18 protein-coding genes, 1 tRNA gene and 3 pseudogenes are annotated in these 19,900 nt (G+C 57.5%); 9 read left to right on the forward strand and 13 right to left on the reverse strand.

Going from position 1 to position 19,900, the window contains the following annotated elements:
- Nucleotides 1-40: 40 nt before the first annotated feature.
- Nucleotides 41-117 (reverse strand) — tRNA-Arg (locus tag QCL65_RS18025).
- A gap of 292 nt (nucleotides 118-409) precedes the next feature.
- Here QCL65_RS18025 and folD point away from each other — a divergent pair.
- The 7 genes from folD to QCL65_RS18060 all read left to right on the forward strand — a co-directional run bounded on the left by folD (nucleotide 410) and on the right by QCL65_RS18060 (nucleotide 8,284).
- Nucleotides 410-1,264 carry a bifunctional methylenetetrahydrofolate dehydrogenase/methenyltetrahydrofolate cyclohydrolase FolD gene (gene folD / locus QCL65_RS18030; RefSeq protein WP_407311101.1) on the forward strand — a complete coding sequence of 285 codons (855 nt, stop codon included), beginning with the start codon at nucleotides 410-412 and terminating at the stop codon, nucleotides 1,262-1,264.
- A gap of 191 nt (nucleotides 1,265-1,455) precedes the next feature.
- A complete protein-coding gene (locus QCL65_RS18035) occupies nucleotides 1,456-2,415 on the forward strand; it encodes an AAA family ATPase (RefSeq protein ID WP_407311103.1) in 960 nt (319 codons plus the stop codon).
- A 4-nt stretch (nucleotides 2,416-2,419) separates the two neighbouring features.
- Complete coding sequence (locus tag QCL65_RS18040; protein WP_407311105.1) at nucleotides 2,420-3,364, forward strand: DUF58 domain-containing protein; 945 nt, start codon at nucleotides 2,420-2,422, stop codon at nucleotides 3,362-3,364.
- Nucleotides 3,361-3,855: a DUF4381 domain-containing protein gene (locus tag QCL65_RS18045; RefSeq protein WP_407311107.1), complete on the forward strand. Its 495-nt coding sequence runs from the start codon at nucleotides 3,361-3,363 to the stop codon at nucleotides 3,853-3,855. Before QCL65_RS18040 ends, QCL65_RS18045 begins: the two co-directional genes overlap by 4 nt.
- On the forward strand, nucleotides 3,848-4,924 hold the full coding sequence (locus tag QCL65_RS18050) for a vWA domain-containing protein (RefSeq protein ID WP_407311109.1): 1,077 nt from the start codon (nucleotides 3,848-3,850) through the stop codon (nucleotides 4,922-4,924). The genes QCL65_RS18045 and QCL65_RS18050 overlap by 8 nt, the downstream gene beginning before the upstream one ends.
- Entirely contained in the window at nucleotides 4,921-6,666 is a 1,746-nt protein-coding gene (locus QCL65_RS18055) for a VWA domain-containing protein (protein ID WP_407311111.1), read from the forward strand. The genes QCL65_RS18050 and QCL65_RS18055 overlap by 4 nt, the downstream gene beginning before the upstream one ends.
- A complete protein-coding gene (locus tag QCL65_RS18060; protein WP_407311113.1) occupies nucleotides 6,653-8,284 on the forward strand; it encodes a BatD family protein in 1,632 nt (543 codons plus the stop codon). Before QCL65_RS18055 ends, QCL65_RS18060 begins: the two co-directional genes overlap by 14 nt.
- Nucleotides 8,285-8,303: 19 nt before the next feature.
- On the opposite strand, the gene yghX is transcribed toward QCL65_RS18060, so the two are convergent.
- The 3 genes and pseudogenes from yghX to vapB all read right to left on the reverse strand — a co-directional run bounded on the left by yghX (nucleotide 8,304) and on the right by vapB (nucleotide 10,023).
- The gene (gene yghX / locus QCL65_RS18065; protein WP_407311115.1) at nucleotides 8,304-9,191 is read right to left on the reverse strand and encodes a YghX family hydrolase; all 888 of its coding nucleotides are present in this window, start codon (nucleotides 9,189-9,191) and stop codon (nucleotides 8,304-8,306) included.
- A 203-nt stretch (nucleotides 9,192-9,394) separates the two neighbouring features.
- Nucleotides 9,395-9,781: pseudogene (gene vapC / locus QCL65_RS18070) on the reverse strand (tRNA(fMet)-specific endonuclease VapC).
- A gap of 11 nt (nucleotides 9,782-9,792) precedes the next feature.
- Nucleotides 9,793-10,023, reverse strand: coding sequence for a type II toxin-antitoxin system VapB family antitoxin (vapB, locus tag QCL65_RS18075; protein ID WP_407311117.1), 231 nt, complete (start codon nucleotides 10,021-10,023; stop codon nucleotides 9,793-9,795).
- Between the two features lie 72 nt (nucleotides 10,024-10,095).
- On the opposite strand from vapB, the gene QCL65_RS18080 reads away from it, so the two are divergent.
- On the forward strand, nucleotides 10,096-10,767 hold the full coding sequence (locus QCL65_RS18080) for a hypothetical protein (RefSeq protein WP_407316919.1): 672 nt from the start codon (nucleotides 10,096-10,098) through the stop codon (nucleotides 10,765-10,767).
- 739 nt (nucleotides 10,768-11,506) lie between these two features.
- Here QCL65_RS18080 and QCL65_RS18085 read toward each other — a convergent pair.
- The 7 genes and pseudogenes from QCL65_RS18085 to QCL65_RS18115 all read right to left on the reverse strand — a co-directional run.
- Entirely contained in the window at nucleotides 11,507-11,827 is a 321-nt protein-coding gene (locus QCL65_RS18085) for a DUF6124 family protein (protein ID WP_407311119.1), read from the reverse strand.
- Between the two features lie 712 nt (nucleotides 11,828-12,539).
- Nucleotides 12,540-12,944: a hemagglutinin repeat-containing protein gene (locus QCL65_RS18090; protein ID WP_407311121.1), complete on the reverse strand. Its 405-nt coding sequence runs from the start codon at nucleotides 12,942-12,944 to the stop codon at nucleotides 12,540-12,542.
- 402 nt (nucleotides 12,945-13,346) lie between these two features.
- Nucleotides 13,347-13,901, reverse strand: coding sequence for a hypothetical protein (locus QCL65_RS18095; RefSeq protein ID WP_407311123.1), 555 nt, complete (start codon nucleotides 13,899-13,901; stop codon nucleotides 13,347-13,349).
- Nucleotides 13,902-14,034: 133 nt separating this feature from the next.
- A complete protein-coding gene (locus QCL65_RS18100; protein WP_407317022.1) occupies nucleotides 14,035-14,295 on the reverse strand; it encodes a hypothetical protein in 261 nt (86 codons plus the stop codon).
- Nucleotides 14,249-14,479, reverse strand: a complete 231-nt coding sequence (locus QCL65_RS18105) for an HNH/ENDO VII family nuclease (protein ID WP_407311125.1) — start codon at nucleotides 14,477-14,479, stop codon at nucleotides 14,249-14,251. The genes QCL65_RS18100 and QCL65_RS18105 overlap by 47 nt, the downstream gene beginning before the upstream one ends.
- A 67-nt stretch (nucleotides 14,480-14,546) precedes the next feature.
- Nucleotides 14,547-15,059, reverse strand: a complete 513-nt coding sequence (locus tag QCL65_RS18110) for a hypothetical protein (RefSeq protein WP_407311127.1) — start codon at nucleotides 15,057-15,059, stop codon at nucleotides 14,547-14,549.
- A pseudogene (locus QCL65_RS18115) lies at nucleotides 15,059-18,124 on the reverse strand (DUF637 domain-containing protein); the annotation flags it as partial. The pseudogene QCL65_RS18115 and the gene QCL65_RS18110, both read right to left, overlap by 1 nt.
- On the opposite strand from QCL65_RS18115, the pseudogene QCL65_RS18120 reads away from it, so the two are divergent.
- Nucleotides 18,113-18,265: pseudogene (locus QCL65_RS18120) on the forward strand (IS5/IS1182 family transposase); the annotation flags it as partial. The pseudogenes QCL65_RS18115 and QCL65_RS18120 overlap by 12 nt on opposite strands.
- A gap of 82 nt (nucleotides 18,266-18,347) precedes the next feature.
- On the opposite strand, the gene QCL65_RS18125 reads toward QCL65_RS18120, so the two are convergent.
- Together QCL65_RS18125 and QCL65_RS18130 are read right to left on the reverse strand one after the other, a co-directional pair.
- Entirely contained in the window at nucleotides 18,348-18,797 is a 450-nt protein-coding gene (locus QCL65_RS18125; RefSeq protein ID WP_407311129.1) for a DUF2247 family protein, read from the reverse strand.
- A 10-nt stretch (nucleotides 18,798-18,807) separates the two neighbouring features.
- Nucleotides 18,808-19,863 (reverse strand): hypothetical protein, encoded by a 1,056-nt coding sequence (locus tag QCL65_RS18130; protein WP_407311131.1) that lies wholly within the window; start codon nucleotides 19,861-19,863, stop codon nucleotides 18,808-18,810.
- Between the last annotated feature and the right edge of the window lie 37 nt (nucleotides 19,864-19,900).

Raw genomic sequence — 19,900 nt, forward strand, 5'->3', positions numbered from 1 at the left:
TATTGCGTTGTTGCGTCACTTGTGCCAAAGCTGCCTGATATGGCGCACCCGGCAGGACTCGAACCTGCGACCATCCGCTTAGAAGGCGGATGCTCTATCCAGCTGAGCTACGGGCACATACTGAGGTGAGTATTCTTTGCAGATTACGACTCAAGTGCTTCAGTCTGTCGCCTTGAGCAAGCTTTAAAACCGCTTACTCTGTTTGACTTTCTTAAGCAGTGCTAGGCCCTGCCCGACAAGTGCGACGAATGTTATAGACGGCCGGTAGGGTCGTCAACTCTTTTCTGAAAAAAATTCATTTAATTAAAGGGGTTAGGCCAATTCACCAAGCAAGCGCCTTTGCCCTCGGGCCGCGACATGCGAGAATACGCGCTCTTTTTCTTTCCCTCTCGATGGTTAATCACGCGTCATGACTGCACAACTAATCGACGGCAAGGCGATCGCCGCTAACCTGCGCCAGCAGATCGCCCAACGTGTCGCCGAGCGTCGCGAGCAGGGCCTGCGCACGCCGGGCCTCGCTGTGATCCTGGTCGGCACAGACCCCGCCTCCCAGGTCTACGTCTCGCACAAACGCAAGGACTGCGAGGAAGTCGGCTTTCTCTCGCAGGCCTACGACCTGCCCAGCGATACCACTCAGCAAGCCCTGGCCAGCCTGATCGACCGCCTCAACGATGACCCTAACATCGACGGCGTACTCCTGCAGTTGCCCCTGCCCGAGCATCTCGATGCTTCCAAGCTGCTGGAGCGTATTCGCCCCGACAAAGACGTCGATGGCTTCCACCCTTATAACGTTGGCCGCCTGGCCCAGCGTATCCCTCTGCTGCGCCCTTGCACGCCAAAAGGCATCATGGCGCTGCTAGAAAGCACTGGCCAAGATCTATACGGCATGGATGCGGTGGTGGTTGGCGCCTCGAACATCGTCGGGCGTCCCATGGCCATGGAGCTGTTGCTGGCCGGTTGTACTGTGACCGTGACCCATCGCTTCACCAAGGACCTGGCCGGTCACGTAGGCCGCGCCGATCTGGTGGTAGTGGCCGCCGGTAAGCCGGGCCTAGTCAAGGGCGAGTGGATCAAAGAAGGTGCCATCGTCATCGACGTGGGCATCAACCGTCAGGAAGACGGCAAGCTCATCGGTGACGTGGTCTACGATACCGCCCTGCCCCGTGCTGGCTGGATCACCCCGGTCCCCGGTGGCGTAGGGCCAATGACCCGCGCCTGCCTGCTGGAAAACACGCTGTACGCTGCGCAAACGTTGCACGTTTAACGGTTGCGCGGCCGGGGGCTGGCACCACCAGGCCAGCCCCCGGCATTTCCACCAGAGCCCCGCACGCTCTACCCTCCTAACGTTGAAAAAAGCAAATTTTCGCTCCGGGCCCCAGATGCATTAAAGTAGTGGCCCCGACCGGTCAGCCTACCTTCCGCGGACTCGGTGAACTTCTTCAGGAACCATCGACGATGGAACACCGTGAAGCGCTGATCGCGCTGCGTACCTTTCTCTCCACCCAGATCCTGGGCCAGGAAAAACTCGTCGACCGGCTGCTGATCGTCCTTCTTGCCGATGGCCACATGCTTGTGGAAGGCGCGCCAGGCCTGGCTAAAACCAAGGCCATCAAAGAACTGGCCGAAGGTGTCGAAGCACAGTTTCACCGTATCCAGTTCACCCCCGACCTACTGCCTGCCGACATCACGGGTACGGAAATTTATCGCCCGGAAACCGGCAGTTTCGTATTTCAGCAGGGGCCGATTTTCCACAATCTGGTGCTGGCGGACGAAATTAACCGGGCCCCGGCCAAGGTGCAGTCGGCACTGTTGGAAGCCATGGCCGAGCGCCAGGTCAGCGTCGGCCGCAGCACCTATGAGCTGTCGCCCCTGTTTTTGGTGATGGCCACGCAAAACCCCATTGAGCAGGAAGGCACGTATCCCCTGCCCGAGGCGCAACTGGACCGCTTTCTGATGCACGTTAAGATCGGCTTCCCCGACGCTGCCGTCGAACGCCGGATCCTGCAACAGGCCCGCGGCGAAGCGCTAAATGGCGAGACCAAACCGGAACGCAGGGTTAGCCAGCAAGCGATCTTCGCCGCCCGCAAAGAGATCCTCGGCCTATACATGGCCGATGCGGTGGAAGAGTATCTGGTGCAGTTGGTAATGGCCACGCGCACCCCGGCCAAATTCGACCCAGAGCTGGGCGAGTGGCTGTCCTACGGGGCGAGCCCGCGCGGGTCGATCGCCCTCGATCGCTGCGCGCGCGCCCACGCCTGGCTGGCCGGGCGCGACTTCGTCAGCCCCGAAGACATCCAGGCGGTGCTGTTCGATGTGCTGCGTCACCGCATTATCTTGTCCTTCGAAGCGGAAGCGGCCGGTATCGACCAGGACCGAGTGATTCAGCGGATCCTCGACGTCGTGGCGGTCGCCTGAGCCCATGGTCAACGAGCTGCTCGCCACGCCGGGCATCCGCATCTCTCTAGCCGAGATGATCGAGATGCGCCACCGCGTGCGCGAAGTGCAACTGTTCAGCTCACCCGGCCAACGCAGCCCACTGGTCGGCCTGCACCATTCGAAACTGCGTGGGCGCGGGGTCGACTTCGACCAGGTACGGGTTTATCAAGCCGGCGACGATGTGCGCAGTATCGACTGGCGCGTCACGGCGCGCACCCAGGAGCCCCATACCAAGCTATTCCACGAAGAGCGTGAGCGGCCGATCTTTATCCTCGTCGAACAAAGCCGGCGTTTGTTCTTCGGCTCTGGGCAGACCTTCAAATCGGTACTGGCCGCCCAGGCCGCCGCGCTGATCGGCTGGGCCGCCCTGGGCCATAATGACCGCATCGGCGGGCTGGTGTTCGGTGACGGCGTACACTATGAAATCAAACCACGACGCAGCAAACAGAGCTTGCTGCAGTTGCTCAATCGTTTGGTGCGAGTCAACCACTCGTTGCACACCGACGCGCAACCGGAGGCCGATGCCCTTGGTCTAGCCCTGCGCCGGGCCCGTGAAGTGCTGCGCCCGGGCAGCCTGGCGATCGTCATTTGTGACGAACGAGCGCTGGGGGAAGCCGCCGAACAACAGCTGAGCCTGTTGGCACGCCACTGCGACCTATTATTACTGCCGGTGTCAGACCCCCTCGACCACGCCCTGCCCGCTGCCGGCTTGCTGCGCTTTGCCCAGGGCAGTCGGCAGTTGGAGGTCGACACCCTTAACCCTGAACTACGGCTGGCCTACCGCGCCCAGGGCGAAGCGCGTATCGCCGCCTGGGAGCGGCTGGCGCAGAAACTGCGGGTGCTGTTGATGCCCCTCAGCACCCAGGGCGAACTGATCGAACAGTTGCGCGAATACCTCAACCCGCAACGGCCAAGGAAAGCCCCATGAGCTCCCTGGAGCAGTTGCAGCCGTTGATCGCGCCACCGGCGGTGAGCGCCTGGCCGCCCGCTCCAGGCTGGTGGGTGCTATTGGCGGTACTGGCTGCGCTGGCCTGGGGGCTGATGCGCTGGCGTCGACGGCCGGCCAAGCCTGTGGCGGGCGCGGCTACCGAACAACCCCTCGACCCACAGCGTGTGGCCGCCCTGGCGGAACTTGCCATGCTCAGCCGGCCTTATAACGGCGCGCCCGCTGGGGCCTGGTTGCAACAGATCAACGCCCTGCTCAAACGCCTGTGCCGCAACCACTACCCCAATGCCAACAGCCACACCCTAAACGGCCGTCAGTGGCTGGCGTTTCTCGACAACCGCTGCCCGGCGGCCGGGCTGACGCGCTGGATGATTCTCGTCGAGGGCGCCTACAAACCAGAGTGCAAGCTCGACGACAAAGCCATCGCCGGGCTCAGCCAGGCTATCGACACCTGGATTCGCAAGCATGTTTGAGTTCGCCTGGCCGTGGGTATTCGCCCTGCTGCCGCTGCCCTGGCTGCTGCGAACCCTGCTGCCAGCCGCTGACAGCGGCGAGGCCGCGCTCAAAGTCAGCTTCCTCGCCGAACTGGAACACCTGGCCGGACACCGCGCGCGCATCAACCTGCCCACCTGGCGCCAACAGTTACCCTTTATTCTGCTGTGGCTGTTGCTCCTGTCGGCAGCCGCTCGCCCGCAATGGATGGGGCCGCCTTTGCCCTTGCCCGCCAGCGGCCGCGATTTACTGGTCGCGGTGGATGTCTCGGGCTCCATGGACTACCCCGACATGCGCTGGGGCGACGAAGACGTCAGCCGCCTGAGCCTGGTGAAAAGCCTGCTGGGGGACGTCCTCGAGCAGCGTAAAGGCGACCGGATCGGCCTGATTCTTTTCGGCAGCAAGGCTTACGTGCAAGCGCCGCTGACCTTCGACCGCCACACCGTGCGGGTCTGGCTGGACGAAGCGCTGGTAGGCATTGCCGGCAAAAATACCGCCATCGGTGACGCCATCGGCCTGGCCCTTAAACGCCTACGCCTGCGCCCCGCCCAGAGCCGTGTACTGATCCTGGTCACCGACGGCGCCAACAATGGCGGGCAAATCCACCCCCTGACCGCGGCCCGCCTGGCAGCCCTGGAAAACGTCAAGATCTACACCATTGGCATCGGCGCTAATCCGGAGCAAGACGGCGCCCTGGGCATGTTGGGAGTCAATCCGAGCCTGGACCTCGACGAGCCCAGCTTGCGCGAGATCGCGCAAATCACCGGTGGCCAGTACTTTCGCGCCCACGATGGCCAGGAGCTGCAAGCCATTGGTAGCCTGCTGGACCAACTCGAACCGGTCAGCCAGCAGCCCACCCAAGCACGCCCTAGCGAGGCCTTGTACCCGTGGCCCTTGGCAGGCGCGCTGCTGCTTAGCGTGTTATTGATGATGCGTGAGCATTGGGCCAATAGTGCCTTGCAGCGCTTTTTCCGTCAGCGCCCACGGTTGCCCGTTGCGCCCCAATGGCGCGAACGGCTGCAACGCCTACGCCTGCGCAGGCGCCGATGAGCGACCTGGGGCTGCACTGGCTACGGCCGCTTTGGCTGCTACCGCTGCCTTTGTTGGGCGCCTTGCTGTGGGTGCTGTGGCACCGGCAAAAACGCGCGGGGCGCTGGCAGCAGATTCTGCCGCCGGCGTTTCAGGCGCTATTGCTCAGCGGTGGCCACGGGCGCGCCAGCCGCTTGCCGGTGCTCGCCCTGGGCCTGGCCTGGCTATTGGCGGTGCTGGCGCTGCTGGGCCCAAGCGGGCAACGGGTCGAACAAATGGTGCAGAAGCCGGCCGACCCCCTGGTGATTCTGCTCGAACTAAGCCCTGAGATGCTCGCCACAGATGTCGCCCCCAATCGCCTCGAACAAGCTCGGCGCAAGCTTGTCGATTTGCTGCGTTTTCGCCACGACTCGCAAACCGCGATCATTGTCTATTCGGGCAGCGCTCACGTGTTGGTCCCGCTGTCAGACGACCTCGACACTAGCCGCAACCTGCTCGAAGCGCTCAAGCCCTCGATCATGCCCGCCACCGGCCATCGCGCCGACCTCGCCGTGGCGCGGGCCCTCAACCTGCTCGACCAGGGTGGGCTGGGCCAGGGCCGCATCTTGCTGATCGGCGCCTCCCTGAGCGGCGAAGAGCGCCAGGGCATCGCCCGCCAACTCGGTCGACAAGCCCCACCCTTGCTGATGCTGGGAATCGGCAGCGCCGACGGCGCGCCGGTCAAACAGGAAAACGGCGATTTCCTCAAAGACCGCCAAGGCGCCATTTTGCTCTCACGCCTGGATGCACCCAGCCTTAAAGACTTCCTCAATGACATGGGCGGCCAGTACCGCAGCGCCCGCCTGGATGACCACGACTTGCGCGAGCTTGGCCTGCTCGACAACCCCCATCGCGTGCGCAGCGATGGCCAAGCGCAGCGCCTGGACAGCTGGGCCGACCAGGGCCACTGGCTATTGCTGCCGCTGCTGCTGATCGCCGCCTGTGCCGGCCGCCGTGGCTGGCTATTCTGCCTGCCGTTGCTCTGGTGCCTGCCGCAGCCCAGCTACGCCATGAACTTCGATAGCTTATGGTTGCGGCCCGACCAACAGGGCCAACGCCTGCTTGAGGAACAACGCCCAGCGCAGGCGGCGCGTCGTTTCGAAGACCCGCAATGGCAGGGCATGGCGCTGTATGAAGCCGGTAACTATGCCGCTGCGGCGCAACGCTTCGCCGAAGGTAACCGCGCCGCCGACCATTACAACCGTGGCAACGCACTGGCCCGCCAGGGTGAGCTCGAAGCCGCACTTGACGCCTACGAACGGGCCCTGGAGCTGCAACCGGACCTGCTGCCCGCGCAGAAGAACCAGGCTCTGATAGAAAAATTACTCCGCGAAAAACAGCCGTCTGGCACCGGCGAAGCACAAATAGGGCAAAATGCCAGCGCAGGCCAGCCCACAATCGGGCAAAATACGCCGCCAAGCGAGAACAGCCAGCCAGTGCCCCCTCAGGACAGTGAACAAAGCACCCCTCAAGCGGGCGCCAATTCCAGCGAAACCGGCGCGCAGGCAGGCAGCGATGGCACCCCAGGCAACACCCAGGCGCCGCCCGACGAGCAGACCACACGGCCGCCGCCGCCCCCAGACGAAGCGCCGCTGAACGCGGAGCAGCGGCTGGCTTTGGAACAATGGCTAAGGCAGATCCCCGATGACCCCTCGGAGCTGCTCAAGCGCAAATTCTGGTACGAACAGCAACAGCGTCAGGACAAACCCGATGAGCCGCGTTAGCGTCTTTTTACTCACCTTATGCTTGAGCCTCCTGGCCGGCGCTGCCCAAGCCAAGGCGCTGGTGGCCAGTGTCGACCGCACGCGGCTCAACTCCGGCGAGACGGTGGAACTGACCCTGCAAATCAACGACGTGACCCAGTTCGGCAAGCCTGACCTGAGCCCCCTCGATGAGCAATTCGAAGTACGCGACACCCGCCAAGTCAACCGCCTGACCACCCTGGACGGCGACAGCCTGGCCACCACCCGCTGGATCATCACATTGTTACCGCGCCACAGCGGCAGCGTGCTGATCCCGCCCCTTCAGTTGAACGACCTGCGCAGTCAGAGCATCACCTTGCAAGTGCTGGAGAGCAGCCAAGCCGCTGGCAGCAACATGGACCCAGTATTCATCGACGCCAGCGTCGACACCGACACCGTCTATGTCCAGGCCCAAGTGGTACTGACCCTGCGCATCTACCATTCGGTATCGCTCTACGACGACAGCAGCCTCAGCCCGCTGCAAATCGCCGAAGCCCGCGTAGAACCCCTGGGCGATACCCGCACCTACGAAAAAATCATCAATGGCGTACGCCACGGCGTCATTGAAATGCGCTACGCCATCTACCCCCAGCACAGCGGCAGCCTCGCCCTGCCCAAGCTGGTGTTCAGCGCCACCACAGTGGACATGGGCGTGGGCGCCGATGCCACCTCACGGCCAGGCAAACAGGTACGCGTCACCTCAGCGAGCATTCCGCTGACCGTCAAACCTATTCCGTCTGCCTACCCCAGCGACGTGCCCTGGCTACCCGCGCGCAGCCTGAGCCTGAGCGAAACCTGGAACCCCGAGCCCGGCGACAACCTGGTGGGCGACTCCCTCACCCGCACCCTCACCGTCAACGCCGAAGGCCTCTCTAGCGGCCAGTTGCCGCCGCTGCCAGACACCGAAGTCGACGGCCTGCGCCGCTACCCCGACCAACCTCAGCTGAGCAACCAAAACACCGACCGCGGCGTGGTCGGCAGCCGCGCCGAGCGCGAGGCCCTGGTGCCCGCGCGCAGCGGCGAGGTGCAGTTGCCCGGCGTGGAAGTGATGTGGTGGAACACCCGCGAAGACCACCTGGAGCACAGCAGCCTGCCGGCGCGCACGCTGCAGATCGGCGATAACCCCGGGCTGGTGGTGGACACCCCCGCCGGCGGCGACACCGGCAATGACCGGCACTCAAGCCTTTGGCTGTGGCAGATGGCCTGCCTGCTACTGACGTGCACCACCCTGCTGGGCTTCGGCCTATGGTGGCGAGGGCGCTGGCAACCCGCGCTGACCCGGACCGCACAAACCGGCCCCAGCCCCCGCACCCTGTTGGACGACCTCAAGCGCGCGTGCCAAGCCAACGACCCCCACGCCACGCGCCAGGCTCTGGACGCGTGGGCCCGCCAACAACCAGAAACCCTGGCGGAAATGGCCGCGCGCTTCGTGCCGCTGTCCAACGCCCTGGACGGCCTGAACGGCGCCCTGTACAGCGAGGCTGGGCGGTTTTGGCTGGGCGACGCGCTGTGGCGCGCCATCGGCTCGATCCCGCGCTCGGTACGCGGCGAAGGCGCCCCTGCAGAAAATGGCAGCCTGCCGCCCCTCTACCCCAAATAACCCCCCAAACCGCGTTGATTCAACTCAAATAGCGCTTGAACCAGCCCAGCGTACGCTCCCACGCCAGGTCCGCCGCCGCTTTGTCATAACGAGGCGTCGAGTCGTTATGAAAACCGTGATTGGCACCCGGGTAAATGTAGGCCTCATAAGTCTTGCCGGCAGCCTTAAGCGCCTTTTCGTACGCCGGCCATCCTTCGTTGATGCGCGTATCCAATTCACCATAGTGCAACAGCAACGGCGCCTTGATGCGTGGCACATCCTCCACGTTGGCCTGCCGCCCATAAAACGGCACCGCCGCCGCCAATTCGGGGTACGCCACCGCCGCCGCGTTCGACACCCCACCGCCATAGCAAAAACCGGTCATGCCTACCTTGCCCGTGGTGGTTTCGTGCTTCATCAACCATTCGATGGCCGCGAAAAAATCGTTCATCAACTTTTCCGGGTCGACGGTCTGCTGCAGTTCACGGCCTTTATCGTCATTACCGGGGTAGCCGCCTACCGAACTCAAGCCGTCCGGCGCCAACGCCACATACCCCGCCTTGGCCACCCGCCGCGCCACGTCTTCGATATAGGGGTTGAGCCCGCGGTTCTCATGCACCACCACCACCCCCGGCACCTTCCCGGCAGCCTTGGCTGGACGCACCAGGTAAGCCCGCACCGTACCGTGCCCCTTGGGGGATGGATAATTGACGTACTCGGCAATGATATCCGGGTCGGTGAACTCCACCTGCTGCGCCAACGCGTAGTCAGGGCTCAACGAGGCCAACAACGCCGAAGCGGTCAACCCCACCACAGTGAACGCCGCCGCACGGTCGAGAAACTCGCGGCGGTTGATCTTGCCGTGGGCGTAGTAGTCATACAGCTCGAGCAACTCTGGGGCGAAATCTTTTGCAGTCAGACGTTCCATTCGGCGCGTTCCTCTATGGGCATTGCGGGTTATTAAAGCAGCGTTTGAGCGCAGCGCCACATTTGACGGCGTTGGTTACGAGTCGCGCCGTCATCTGGGCGGCCACAACTGTAATGCGTTGTGGACTAAGCCAGGTGTAAAGCTAGTCCCGCATAGGCTGTAACCCGTGACCACCAATCGATCTCATTCATGCACATTTTTCCCTAAATCCAGTCTTCAACGCGCAGACCCGGCACGCGGTTAAACTCGCAAAGCTTGTTGGTTACCAAAATCAGCCCTTGCGAGCGAGCGTGCCCTGCGATCATGTGGTCGTATGGCCCAATAGTCATGCCTGCCTTATCAAGCTCTGCCCTTAGTTGGCCTGTATGCGCTGCCGCATCCTGATCGTATTTCAAGACTTCAAGTCGTGCTGCAAAGCCTTACACATCAAGCAAATTTCGGGCTTGGTTGGAGGGCTTTTCTGCGCTGTAAATGAGTTCCATCAAAGTCACGGTCCTGATGCACAGTTGGCCATGGTGCGTATTGAACACTTCGCGCACATGCTGCGGCTTGTTCTTGATTGTGAAGATGCAGATGTTGGCGTCCAGCATGTACTTGAGCGTCAAAACGATTCCCGCTCTTGATCGGCGGGCTGTTCACGCTCCGTCATGAAATCCGCAGTGACGCCTTCACCATCAAACCAGCTATCCCAGGATTCACCAGCGGGGGTCAGAATTCGAGTCCTGCCTATAGCGATCACATCGACACGCTTCACATCATCGGGGAACGCAGCTGCCTTGGGTAAGCGCACGGCCTGACTACGATTAATGAGGAATACTGACCCTTGTTCCATGCTGCACCTCCAAGGATATGCCATAGGTATATCCCATGACAGCTAGAGCAATGGATATACCTTTTGTTTATCATGAAAAACCGCACTAACAGCCAATCATCCTTCGAATTAAGGATTAACTCGATGAAATATCGTCAACTGTTCCTCTCTTGTGCAGCGTTTTTTACTTGCTCCAGTAGCTTCGCAGCCACGCCTGCCCTGCAAAGCTTTCTGACCTGCGATGACAACTCCCTCGCCGTGATAAATCAGCCCGGGCTCAAGGAACGCATTCCCAGCACTCTGGCCGATGGAAAGATGATATTGAGTGGCGGAGCCAAGACAGAGGTGGGGCAGCGTTGGCTGTTCGACACGCCCGTAACCCTCAACGGAATCGCCTTGACCGGCTTTTTCATGGAAGACCAGAACCTCATGGGCTCACGCATCATTGGCTGGGGCTTCTATACACAGCACGCGCCCGATGAGCTTTATGTCCAGTTGTCTAAAGTGCCAGGTAGCGCCTTGGAGAGCGCCAACGGGATTTACGTACGCGCGCAAATCTGGTCACCCAAGCAGTCCGCCTGGGTACCGGAAAGCGGCGATGAGACGGCAGGAAAGTTGGTAACCGACACCGCCGAGCGGATACTGATGGTAGAGCCGGCCTCACCAGACGTGGCCAAAACCAGCAAAGGTATGATCACCTGCTCGGTTCAAGGGGCGGTTAGCCCAGCGATGCTTAAATCCACTCGGCCGGACCTTATCAACTGACTGCGTGGGGCGGCCACATAAGCGAGCAATTTCGCCCACTGGCCGCCTCCGAAAAACACATGCTGATATTAATCACCCGAATGCCAGCATTTCATCTAGCCAACGTGGCCGCCCGCGTGAACGTTGTAAATGGTTGCTTGCTGACAAAGGCCAACCCGATTGCTCGTTCTTGAAGGCGGCAGAGCTGGGGCAGACTCCAGCGCACCGAAAAGCGAAAAGCCCGAAAATGGTGGCTGCGCGACCACTTTCGGTTAATATTTTCTGGGCGCTCGGCACGTATTTTAAAAAAATCTTTGGTCGGTTAAGAAAATCTAGGCAAAGACAGGGGAAAAATTGGGAAATCTGGTGGGTTACGCCCATTTGATCAATGCGGTGGTCTGAAGGCTATCGCTAAAGAAGCCTGCACTCGTTCCACCCGTGAACCGCCTTGAGCGGATCAAAGGCGCGCTTGCAGTGCCGCAGGCAGTTGCGCCGAAGCCTGGCGATTCTCTCGGCCACGTTATCCTTGCGCTCAAACATGCTGTACTCCGGGCCGGGGAGTTTTGAACAACTCGTTGAGTTCACCGGCCAGCGCTTAGCTGCCCCCTACGGCGATAGCGCCGGCCGCGAAATTTCCGCCTGTGGCCGAGGTGCCCTCGCCGCCTATAAAGGCGTGCAGGGCCTGGGCAATGGCCCTGGATGCAAATTCCCAGTAGATCACACCAAATCAACGCCCGCCCTAGGCTGTTACACAGTAGATCTAGACCTTTGCAGGCCGGCCCATGCTTGAGGTGCCCCCCTGCAAAACTGCATCCACTAGCGCCCTGGCGCCTTCGACCATCTGCAACACCGACCAGACAAGCCCGGATTGACCATGACCATTTTCGGTCAACTCATAGGCCACATCGTATGAGCACTTCAGCAGTAGTGAAGCGTGAACTAACGCATCTTCGGCATTGATGCCCGCAGGCACGTTGAAAATGGGCCGCTGGTTGGCGTCGAGAACACCAAATGGATGGGCGGCGGTGAGGTCGAACAGCGGCCTATTCGACTTCGGTGGGTCCGGGATAAGTTTGTCCATGGCGCGAATCTCCTTGATCGATGGAGCTGCCACACCACGCTGCTAAACGAGAGGTGACAGCCATACGCGGGTTAGCAGACCAGGGATCAAGGAACCCGGCGCATCCAAAGATGCCCCGCGCATGGCCGTCATAAAACGAACAGCTGGCGAGTATACCGGATGGTCGGTGTATGCGCAGGCGCGCCTTGATTTAAATCGAGCTGCTAAACCCGGCCGCTCAGGGAAGCGACGTGGAGGAAATTAACGGGGGCAAGCAAGTGATTCAAGGGGAAGATGTCTGTTTTTTAAAATTTCAGAAGCTTCCTACATTTGGATAAATGGAGTACACCTCAAGCAATAAAAGTAGCCTATACGGATTAGGATCAAGCTCAACCCAGCATAGCTCGCGGCATGATCTAAAGTACGAGTTGTAGCTTTCGCACCAACTAAACTTTAAGTGACACCGAAAATTCTGGCCCGAGTTCACGCCTCAAACTTATAACTAATCGCTCACCTTCCAATTTAAACTCACGCTCCAACTCCTCACTCTTAAACCCGGAGTTCGGCGGATAATCAACATCCAGGGTCTCATCATAAGTGCCGGCCCACTTTAACAGACGCTCCTGAAGCTCCTTAGAGATCGAAAGCTCGCAAGGAGCCATGTCCGCATATTCGCCGGGTGACATATTCCAAATCGGATAACAGTGATAATCCGCCATCAATTTTATACATTTCACTTAACGCTGCCCCTTGGATTTGCTCCGACAACCAAGCCGTTATCACCAACAGTCACAGCTATTCGTTGCGTCTGATCGTTAATCTTTATCTCATAGATCGGGCGCCCAACTCCGGAGCCTTGATAACCAACGAGCTTACCCTCAGAAACCGCTCTCATCACTACTCCCGGAATCTCAGCCGCTGACGAGTAGCTTTCGTTGGCGGCGGCGCTGAGGGCGAGATTGCCGATGGCTTTGACGGTGCTGGCGATGATGGCCAGGTCGCGCCCGGCGTCGGCTTGCAGGTTGCCGCCGACGGCGATGTCGCTGGCGTGTTGGGTGGTTTGGCTGGCGCTCCAACGGGCGCGTTTTTGTTGGCCGCTGCTGCTGTCGACTTCTACGGCGGCGGCGATGTTGAGCAAGCCGCGGCCGGTGTTGAGGGTTAGATCATGACTCGCCTAGATCCGTGCAGCGCTATCACAACCAAATAGAACCGTGAATCAAATCCTGCTCATACTGAATCAGGTTTTTGACAGACGATATAGAATTGATCCTATTGATTAATGTACCGCCATCTACCAAAGCCATTGTAATCGATCAGCGTTTACTCGACTGCCCGTGCGTCAGCACGTAAAAGGTTCTGCAAACCCTCTAGTCTGTCAATCGTAATACCTGGTGGGGGGAAGATGACTGATCAGCTTAGCCATCGTTTTACTTAACTCCACTTACATTCGGAATTGATACATCTAGAGTGACCCCCTCGGACCCACGAGCAGCAAACTTCACATCTGGTTGAAAGTGCTTTTTTAATTTTTATTTATCAATTAGCTACAATAGGATGAAATTAGAGCTTTGGCAATTTTACCTTCCGCAGAGTAATCGCATGCCAGCTCAGCCAACCTATCCATCGAGATCAAATTTGAGTTTAAGTACCCAAAAAAATCTTCTTGAATCTCTGACTTTTTAACAGCAACAACTCCAAACTCCTCATATGCACTTTCAAAGGCAACCCATTTGCATGCGCTATCGCATAGAATAATTGGATAACGAACCGTGCCATCAAAAAAGCTTTCAAACTTTCGACTTAGCCAATCAATATCTCTCTCTAAATCAGTCGCATCGACTGAGAAACAAGAGTTCTCCAATAGCTCACTTCCTGAAAACTTTATAAAAACATTTGACTCAAAACTAGCAACGCTGCTCGATACCAATCCCGCGAAAACCTCAAAAAAACAGAACAACGGCCTTTCAAAAAACCAAAACAAAAATCCATCACCAACGAAAACATTCATTGGCAAGTCTTTATCGTGATCCATGACAACCGAGAGCCTATCAAGCAAAAAAATCAAATCCTGACTATCAACTTTAAAAATAGCCATTTCTATTCTCCAGAAAACCTAATTTTCGCAGCTGGTTTCTTTAGCCCGTCTATAGTCAACGACGCGGAAGGTTGTCCTGTGGATGTCGAAGATGGATAAAATCTATAGGTCTTCTCTCCATTAGTTAACACCGTCACCAAGCCATCCTGAGAAATTGTTTTCTTGTAACATGAGCAGAGATTCTTTTATATAAAAACTCATAAAAATCTGAAGCGTAATTAACGTTTTCGCCAGACGGAAGCCGAAGCCCAACAGGGCACTCACCATCTTTAAAACTTGAATAATCAAAGAAAAAAGCTTCCCCTATATCAGTTTCACTAACCACAATTTTTTTGCCGTCTACCAGATTATTTTTTAGGTCGATGATATGCTGACAGACGATATCCCCCCCCATTGAGACCCTCGAAGTCCACGCCATAGATACTATAGGTTTCTTCAGTACCAATCTCCCCACCCGCATGGTGAAAAATTTTGCGTCGTTTCTGCAATAGGCCCTGCTGTATTTGCGTCACATGGTGCAGGTTCACCGACCTGCCATCTACACCAATGGGCGCTACCAGAGGCCATCCGCCCAGCATTACTACCTGTTACACCCTAACATTTATTTCTGTTAGATTAACTTTTTCTGCATTAGCAAGGACACCATTAAATCAGTCCAAACTCACGCAACTGCCTCTCACTCGCAAACTCCAACCCACCGTTCTCAACCCTAGACCCATCTGAATAATGAGCGCACCCACAGACATTGCACTGATAAGCCAACAATCCATTATGCTTACCTATAAAGGCGCGCATTCCCTGAGACTCACATCTAGGACATTGCTCGTAAACTTCAATAGTCGCCAACTCCTCAATAGTATCGCGTAAAAACATCGCAATCGAGTCTAAATCTCTAGACTGACGCTTCAAAACAGCACTCTTGAAATTAATTAAATCACTCATTTCAAAGGAAGAGTATTCAACTGGAAGCTGCCTTCCATCTAATTTTACAAAGTTATCGAATCCATAAACTGAAAACGGCTCACCGGCAAGATACTTATAGTTACTTCTCACCCAAAATAGGATTACTTCAAGAACCTGCCTGAAAGGGGGTTCTTCACTCAGAGACTCCACTACCGATTGTAATTCATGCCATATTTTTATGGGTACAGTACGCATCAGTTGCCCACCTTAACCGGGAAGGTTGTAATTAAATTTCCTGCCTTATCGGTGAATACCTTAATCACAGACGTAGGAGCTCCACCATCCTTCAACGTAGTAGTGCCAATAGCCCGCCCCACATCAACCGTTCTTACGAATTGGCCATCTGGCAGCGCAGCAACCGGAGATTTCACAACAGAACTGCTCTGTAGGATCCCTTTCAGCTCATCCGGAGCAATGGTAAAAACGGAGCGCGAGTTGGAAATTTCTCTATTGAAATGCCCATCTATAACGTGATCAAAACCCGCAGATACAGGATTGCCGTTATCCCGAAGAGGAGTCGTTTCCGTGCGACCATTGGCAATGTTTACCCTTGACTGTACTCGGCTTGGGATTCGAGTAGGAACTTCGTCTACCCCTTTCGCCCCCCCAGCCCCACCCTTACCCGTCAGCTTCCCAGCAATCAACGACGCCGTCCCCAGCACAGCAGCCTGCCCTTGCGCGCTGAGCGGGTCAAGCCCCATCGCTACGGCAATTTGCTCCAAGGTCGGCACAACAATGCCACCCTTGGCGTCGTTTTCCGCGTCTATATTGAGAGCATGAAATTGCCCCCAGATTTTACGTTCCTCAGGCCCCAACTCATGTTCGTGGCCTTCCTGAAAACCAATCACCGCCTTGTGTATCTCCGCAGCTATGCTCATGCAAGTTCGCACGTCCACCTGGCAGATCTTTTCGAGGTTGGCTTTGTTGGCCTCATGCTTTTCTAAAAACTTAGCCCCCACCCCCTCGCAGTTACCCAGCGCTTTGCACTTGCTGAGCTCTTCATTGAGCTGCGCCATTTCCACATGGGTGAGGTAGTTGTACTGGGTAGCGTTGGCTGCCACGCCTGCGCCCACGTTGACATCGCCGCCTGTGAGTGACGCCGCCAAAACCCCCACGAGCTGTGAATAAGCGAGTAGCCGTTTCGTCGCACCCTCATAACCCATTGGGTCGATTTTGCTGCCCTCAGGCAGCACGCTGTCGGCCAGCACGCTGACCATGACTTCGTTGGCTCCGGCCGCTAAGGCGCCGGTGCGGAAGTCGCCGCCCATGGCTTCCGCCAAGAGGCCGCCGAAGGTCGCGTGCAGTGCCACTTTGGTCCAGGTGGGGCTGCCGATGGTGGCATCGCCGATCTGATTCGCGCCAAGAGCTCCGCCAACACTGATCGCGGTGCCGACGACCGCGTCGACAACGTTGTCGGACAGACTCCCGCCCTTGGCCGCCGTGCTGACCAGCGCATCGACGCTCATTTTGATTGCCAGCACTTGAGCGCTGTTGACGTCGAATTTCAAGTTCAGCGGGTTGTAGCCCAGCTTGGCACCGATACCTGCCGTGATGCCTGATAACGCGTAGCTTTTGAGGTTCTCGCTGGAGGTGATGTCCTTGAGCGCGGCGCCGAGGTTGCCCTTATTGTTGATCACGCTGACAGTGGCGGTACTGGCTGCGCTAGTCGCTACGGCGGTTAACGCCACATTCCCCCAACCTGCTGCCACAATCGAACCCGCCGTCGCGCCACTGGCCACCGCCGACGTCGTCGCGATGCCCGATGCCGCCATGGCCGTGCCGGAACCTGCGTACGCCGATGCAGCCCCGCCAATCATGGAGCTGGCCCCACCGTAGGTCAGCACCGTAACCACGATGGCAATGGCCAACATCGCGCCCTGCCCCAGGCTCGAATGGTCGTACTTGAACGAGTCATGTACTTCCTTGACGCGTTGCCAATCCACGTCACCCCGTTTTTCAGCGTCTTTTAGCCATGCCAATTGCGGGTCGGCCGTGACCATTGCGTCGATGGTCTGGCTGACGCTGTGTTGATCGAGGTGGCGGATGTCGATTTGCAGGCCATCGATTGCGTTGATGACCACTTCACCCTGGGCGGTCAGTTGGCTCTGGCGGACGCTTTCATCGGTCTTGCCCTTGCCCTTCATGCTGTTCCAGGCAAGGCTGGTGCTGCTCTTCTCGTGGCTCTCCTGCTGCAGGTCTTTAACGGCTTCGAAGGTGATCGCCCCGCCACTGTCGAGGGTCAGGTCGTTGCCACTGTTGAGTTTGGCCACTTGGTAACGCTGATTGCCTTCGCTGATCAGCGTGAGGTCGCCACCTGTGGTGATTTCGCTACCGACGTTGCGCACGGTGGTGACTTCGTCGCGTTGGGTTTTCTTCGCCCCAAAACTCCCCTTCTTCTTGTAGTCATACAGGTAGTAATCACTGTTCTGCGCCGACATCAGCGCCAGTTGTTCACCGGCATACACATACGCTTCATCACCAGCTTTAAGCTGGCTGGCGGTGACCAGCACATTGCCGCCTCCCTCGACGCTCAGGTCGCCACCCGCTTCGAGTACGGCCGCTTGCTGGCGCACGGTGTTTTGTTCTTTGTCGATCTTTTTGCTGCCGCCTTTGCGGTGGAATTCCGAGTGGCTTTCGTTGGCGGCGGCGCTGATGGCTACTTCGCCGGCGGCGCTGAGGGCGAGGTTGCCGGTGGCTTTGACGGTGCTGGCGATGATGGCCAGGTCGCGGCCGGCGTCGGCTTGCAGGTTACCGCCGACGGCGATGTCGCTGGCGTGTTGGGTGGTTTGGCTGGCGCTCCAACGGGCGCGTTTTTGTTGGCCGCTGCTGCTGTCGACTTCTGCGGCGGCGGCGATGGCCAGGTCGCGGCCGGCGGTCAGGGTGGCGTTGTTGCCGGCCTGCAAGGCGCCGCCGATGTTGAGCAGGTCGCGGCCGGCGTTGAGGGTTAGATCGCGACTGGCCTCGATGCGCGCCGCGTTATCAGCCCCGGCCTGGCTCCAGCTGTATTGCCCGGTGTGTTCGCTGTAGCCGATGGAGCGCTCGTTGACGATATCGCCGTTCATGGCCACGACGGTGACGTCTTGGCCGCTGATCACGCCGCCTTTGGCGTTGCGGATACTCTCGCTGGCCAGTAGGGCGATGCGTTGATTGGCTTGCATCAGGCCGCTGTTGTCGATGTTTTTCGCGGTGGCGCTGAGGCTGGCGCTGGCGCGCAGGGTGCCGCTGTTTTCCAGGCGTTCGCCGCTGATCAGGGCGACGTCATCGAGCGCATGTTTGGGCGGCTGAAAGAGAATCGCCGGATAGTGACGCGCTTCGACAAGCTCGCGAAAAGTTTTGCCGCAATGGCCTCGCTGACTTCCTCCGTGCGGTGTTTGCGACGTCTCTTTTCGTACAGAACCTAGTACCAGCTGATACTTAGGCTTTGAATACAAAGCCACATATTGAGCGCGGGAGCTAACTGCTTCAGCTATTGCGCTATAAAAATTATCGACCTGAAAGCTTTTCTTTTAGTCTTTTCACAACTTGGCTCATAGCAACAAGTGGGGCAATACCATCTTGGGAATATACGCTGCACGAAGCCATATCTTCCGGATAATCAAAGTCCGCATAAATTTCCTGGAGCCTTTTTAATTTTTTTTCATCACTATCATTTGACTGATCAATGCAAACTAGAAAAGCCAAACGCCACTTATCCATCTCGACAACAAAATCTTTGATATTTATTTGTTTTGAGATGATGTCAAGAATCTCTTCATCATTTAAGTATTTGCCCCCAGCAATGATGGCAACGTTTTCGCTATCGCAACCATTTAGAAGCTGACTCATAGCATATTCAAAAATATCTTCCCGATTTATCCAATGTTTCGTATACCCAACAAAAATGGTGGACCAACTCGCCAAATTTAAATCAGTCAATACGTCAAGTTGCGACATTAGCGCCTCCTTATTTTTTAGGAATCTGGTTGGGCTGCCCCGTCACTTGACCACCAGGAATAAATCGTCGGTGAGTTACATTGCCTTCATCAACAATCCATTCAAAAACCCCACCAACACCATTATTGCTGCCTTCAATTTGTCTTAACTCGGAGACCCTTACCACCTTCCCACCAGGTCCCTTGGTTGGTATCTCAAATTTAGCTGCATGACCAGCATAGTTGTCAATTATGTCATTGAATCCATGCTGACCATCAGGAATTTTATTTGCGCTCCCTACTCTTGGTTTCCCTAAGACTGAGTTATCAATTGCTTTGACACCCTCACCCTTTACCGAAACACTCGAACCCCGCCCTGGCCCTCCCCTATCCGACGGATCCATTGCATTTTGGAATAGTTCACTCAGAAAACTCAACACCCCGCCCATCTCCGGGCGGTTTAGCTCCGTGACGGTTGTCTTTATGGCGAGCTCGTTGTTCCCACCACTCGAAAACAAGGAAATCGCGCGCGACAGGCTTCCATCCTCGTCGGAAATCCTCACATCGTTCATCAATTTCTCGTTCGCTGGCTGCTCAGCTAGCAAACGATCATGGATACCACGGCACGAGACGGGGTCACGCTGACAGAGGTCGCTCAACTCGGCGTTACGCTTACTATCAAGCTCCGCGTAGCTCTCGGCGATTTCGTTGCATTGAGCGGTTGAGGTGCAAGTTTTGAGCTTTTGATCTCGCTCGACCAACTCTTGATGGTAGAGGTAGTTAAAGGTCGTCGCTTTTTGAGCAATTTGCGCGCCTTGGTTTAGATCACCACCCACGGAGGCCGCGCCCACCAGGCCGACCAGCTGCGAGAGCATCAGTTGAACGTCGGCGTTGCCACTGGCCAATGACGCCATCTGATTGATGAGTGCCTCGTTCAACCCCGCAGCCATTGCTCCTGTTTTAAAATCACCGACCGTGACTTCCGCCAGCATGCCGCCCATCAAGGCGTGAGCCAGAATTTTCTGAGCGCTACCATCAGGGAAGCGAATGCTGTCCCCTACCCAGTTGAAGCCCGTGGCCATAGCCACGTTGCCTGCCTCGCCTAGCAGTGCCGCATTGAAGTTA

Origin of the sequence: Pseudomonas sp. nanlin1, assembly GCF_045571515.1 — a bacterium.
Lineage (GTDB): Bacteria > Pseudomonadota > Gammaproteobacteria > Pseudomonadales > Pseudomonadaceae > Aquipseudomonas.

Coding starts and splice junctions, on each gene's coding strand:
- QCL65_RS18085 (WP_407311119.1), bottom strand. CDS start 11,827: ATGGACAAACTTATCCCGGACCCACCGAAGTCGAATAGGCCGCTGTTC.
- QCL65_RS18110 (WP_407311127.1), bottom strand. CDS start 15,059: ATGCGTACTGTACCCATAAAAATATGGCATGAATTACAATCGGTAGTG.
- yghX (WP_407311115.1), bottom strand. CDS start 9,191: ATGGAACGTCTGACTGCAAAAGATTTCGCCCCAGAGTTGCTCGAGCTG.
- QCL65_RS18080 (WP_407316919.1), top strand. CDS start 10,096: ATGAAAAACCGCACTAACAGCCAATCATCCTTCGAATTAAGGATTAAC.
- QCL65_RS18060 (WP_407311113.1), top strand. CDS start 6,653: ATGAGCCGCGTTAGCGTCTTTTTACTCACCTTATGCTTGAGCCTCCTG.
- QCL65_RS18100 (WP_407317022.1), bottom strand. CDS start 14,295: ATGGGGGGGGATATCGTCTGTCAGCATATCATCGACCTAAAAAATAAT.
- QCL65_RS18045 (WP_407311107.1), top strand. CDS start 3,361: ATGAGCTCCCTGGAGCAGTTGCAGCCGTTGATCGCGCCACCGGCGGTG.
- QCL65_RS18125 (WP_407311129.1), bottom strand. CDS start 18,797: ATGTCGCAACTTGACGTATTGACTGATTTAAATTTGGCGAGTTGGTCC.
- QCL65_RS18050 (WP_407311109.1), top strand. CDS start 3,848: ATGTTTGAGTTCGCCTGGCCGTGGGTATTCGCCCTGCTGCCGCTGCCC.
- vapB (WP_407311117.1), bottom strand. CDS start 10,023: ATGGAACAAGGGTCAGTATTCCTCATTAATCGTAGTCAGGCCGTGCGC.
- QCL65_RS18035 (WP_407311103.1), top strand. CDS start 1,456: ATGGAACACCGTGAAGCGCTGATCGCGCTGCGTACCTTTCTCTCCACC.
- QCL65_RS18095 (WP_407311123.1), bottom strand. CDS start 13,901: ATGGCTATTTTTAAAGTTGATAGTCAGGATTTGATTTTTTTGCTTGAT.
- QCL65_RS18055 (WP_407311111.1), top strand. CDS start 4,921: ATGAGCGACCTGGGGCTGCACTGGCTACGGCCGCTTTGGCTGCTACCG.
- QCL65_RS18105 (WP_407311125.1), bottom strand. CDS start 14,479: ATGCTGGGCGGATGGCCTCTGGTAGCGCCCATTGGTGTAGATGGCAGG.
- QCL65_RS18040 (WP_407311105.1), top strand. CDS start 2,420: ATGGTCAACGAGCTGCTCGCCACGCCGGGCATCCGCATCTCTCTAGCC.
- folD (WP_407311101.1), top strand. CDS start 410: ATGACTGCACAACTAATCGACGGCAAGGCGATCGCCGCTAACCTGCGC.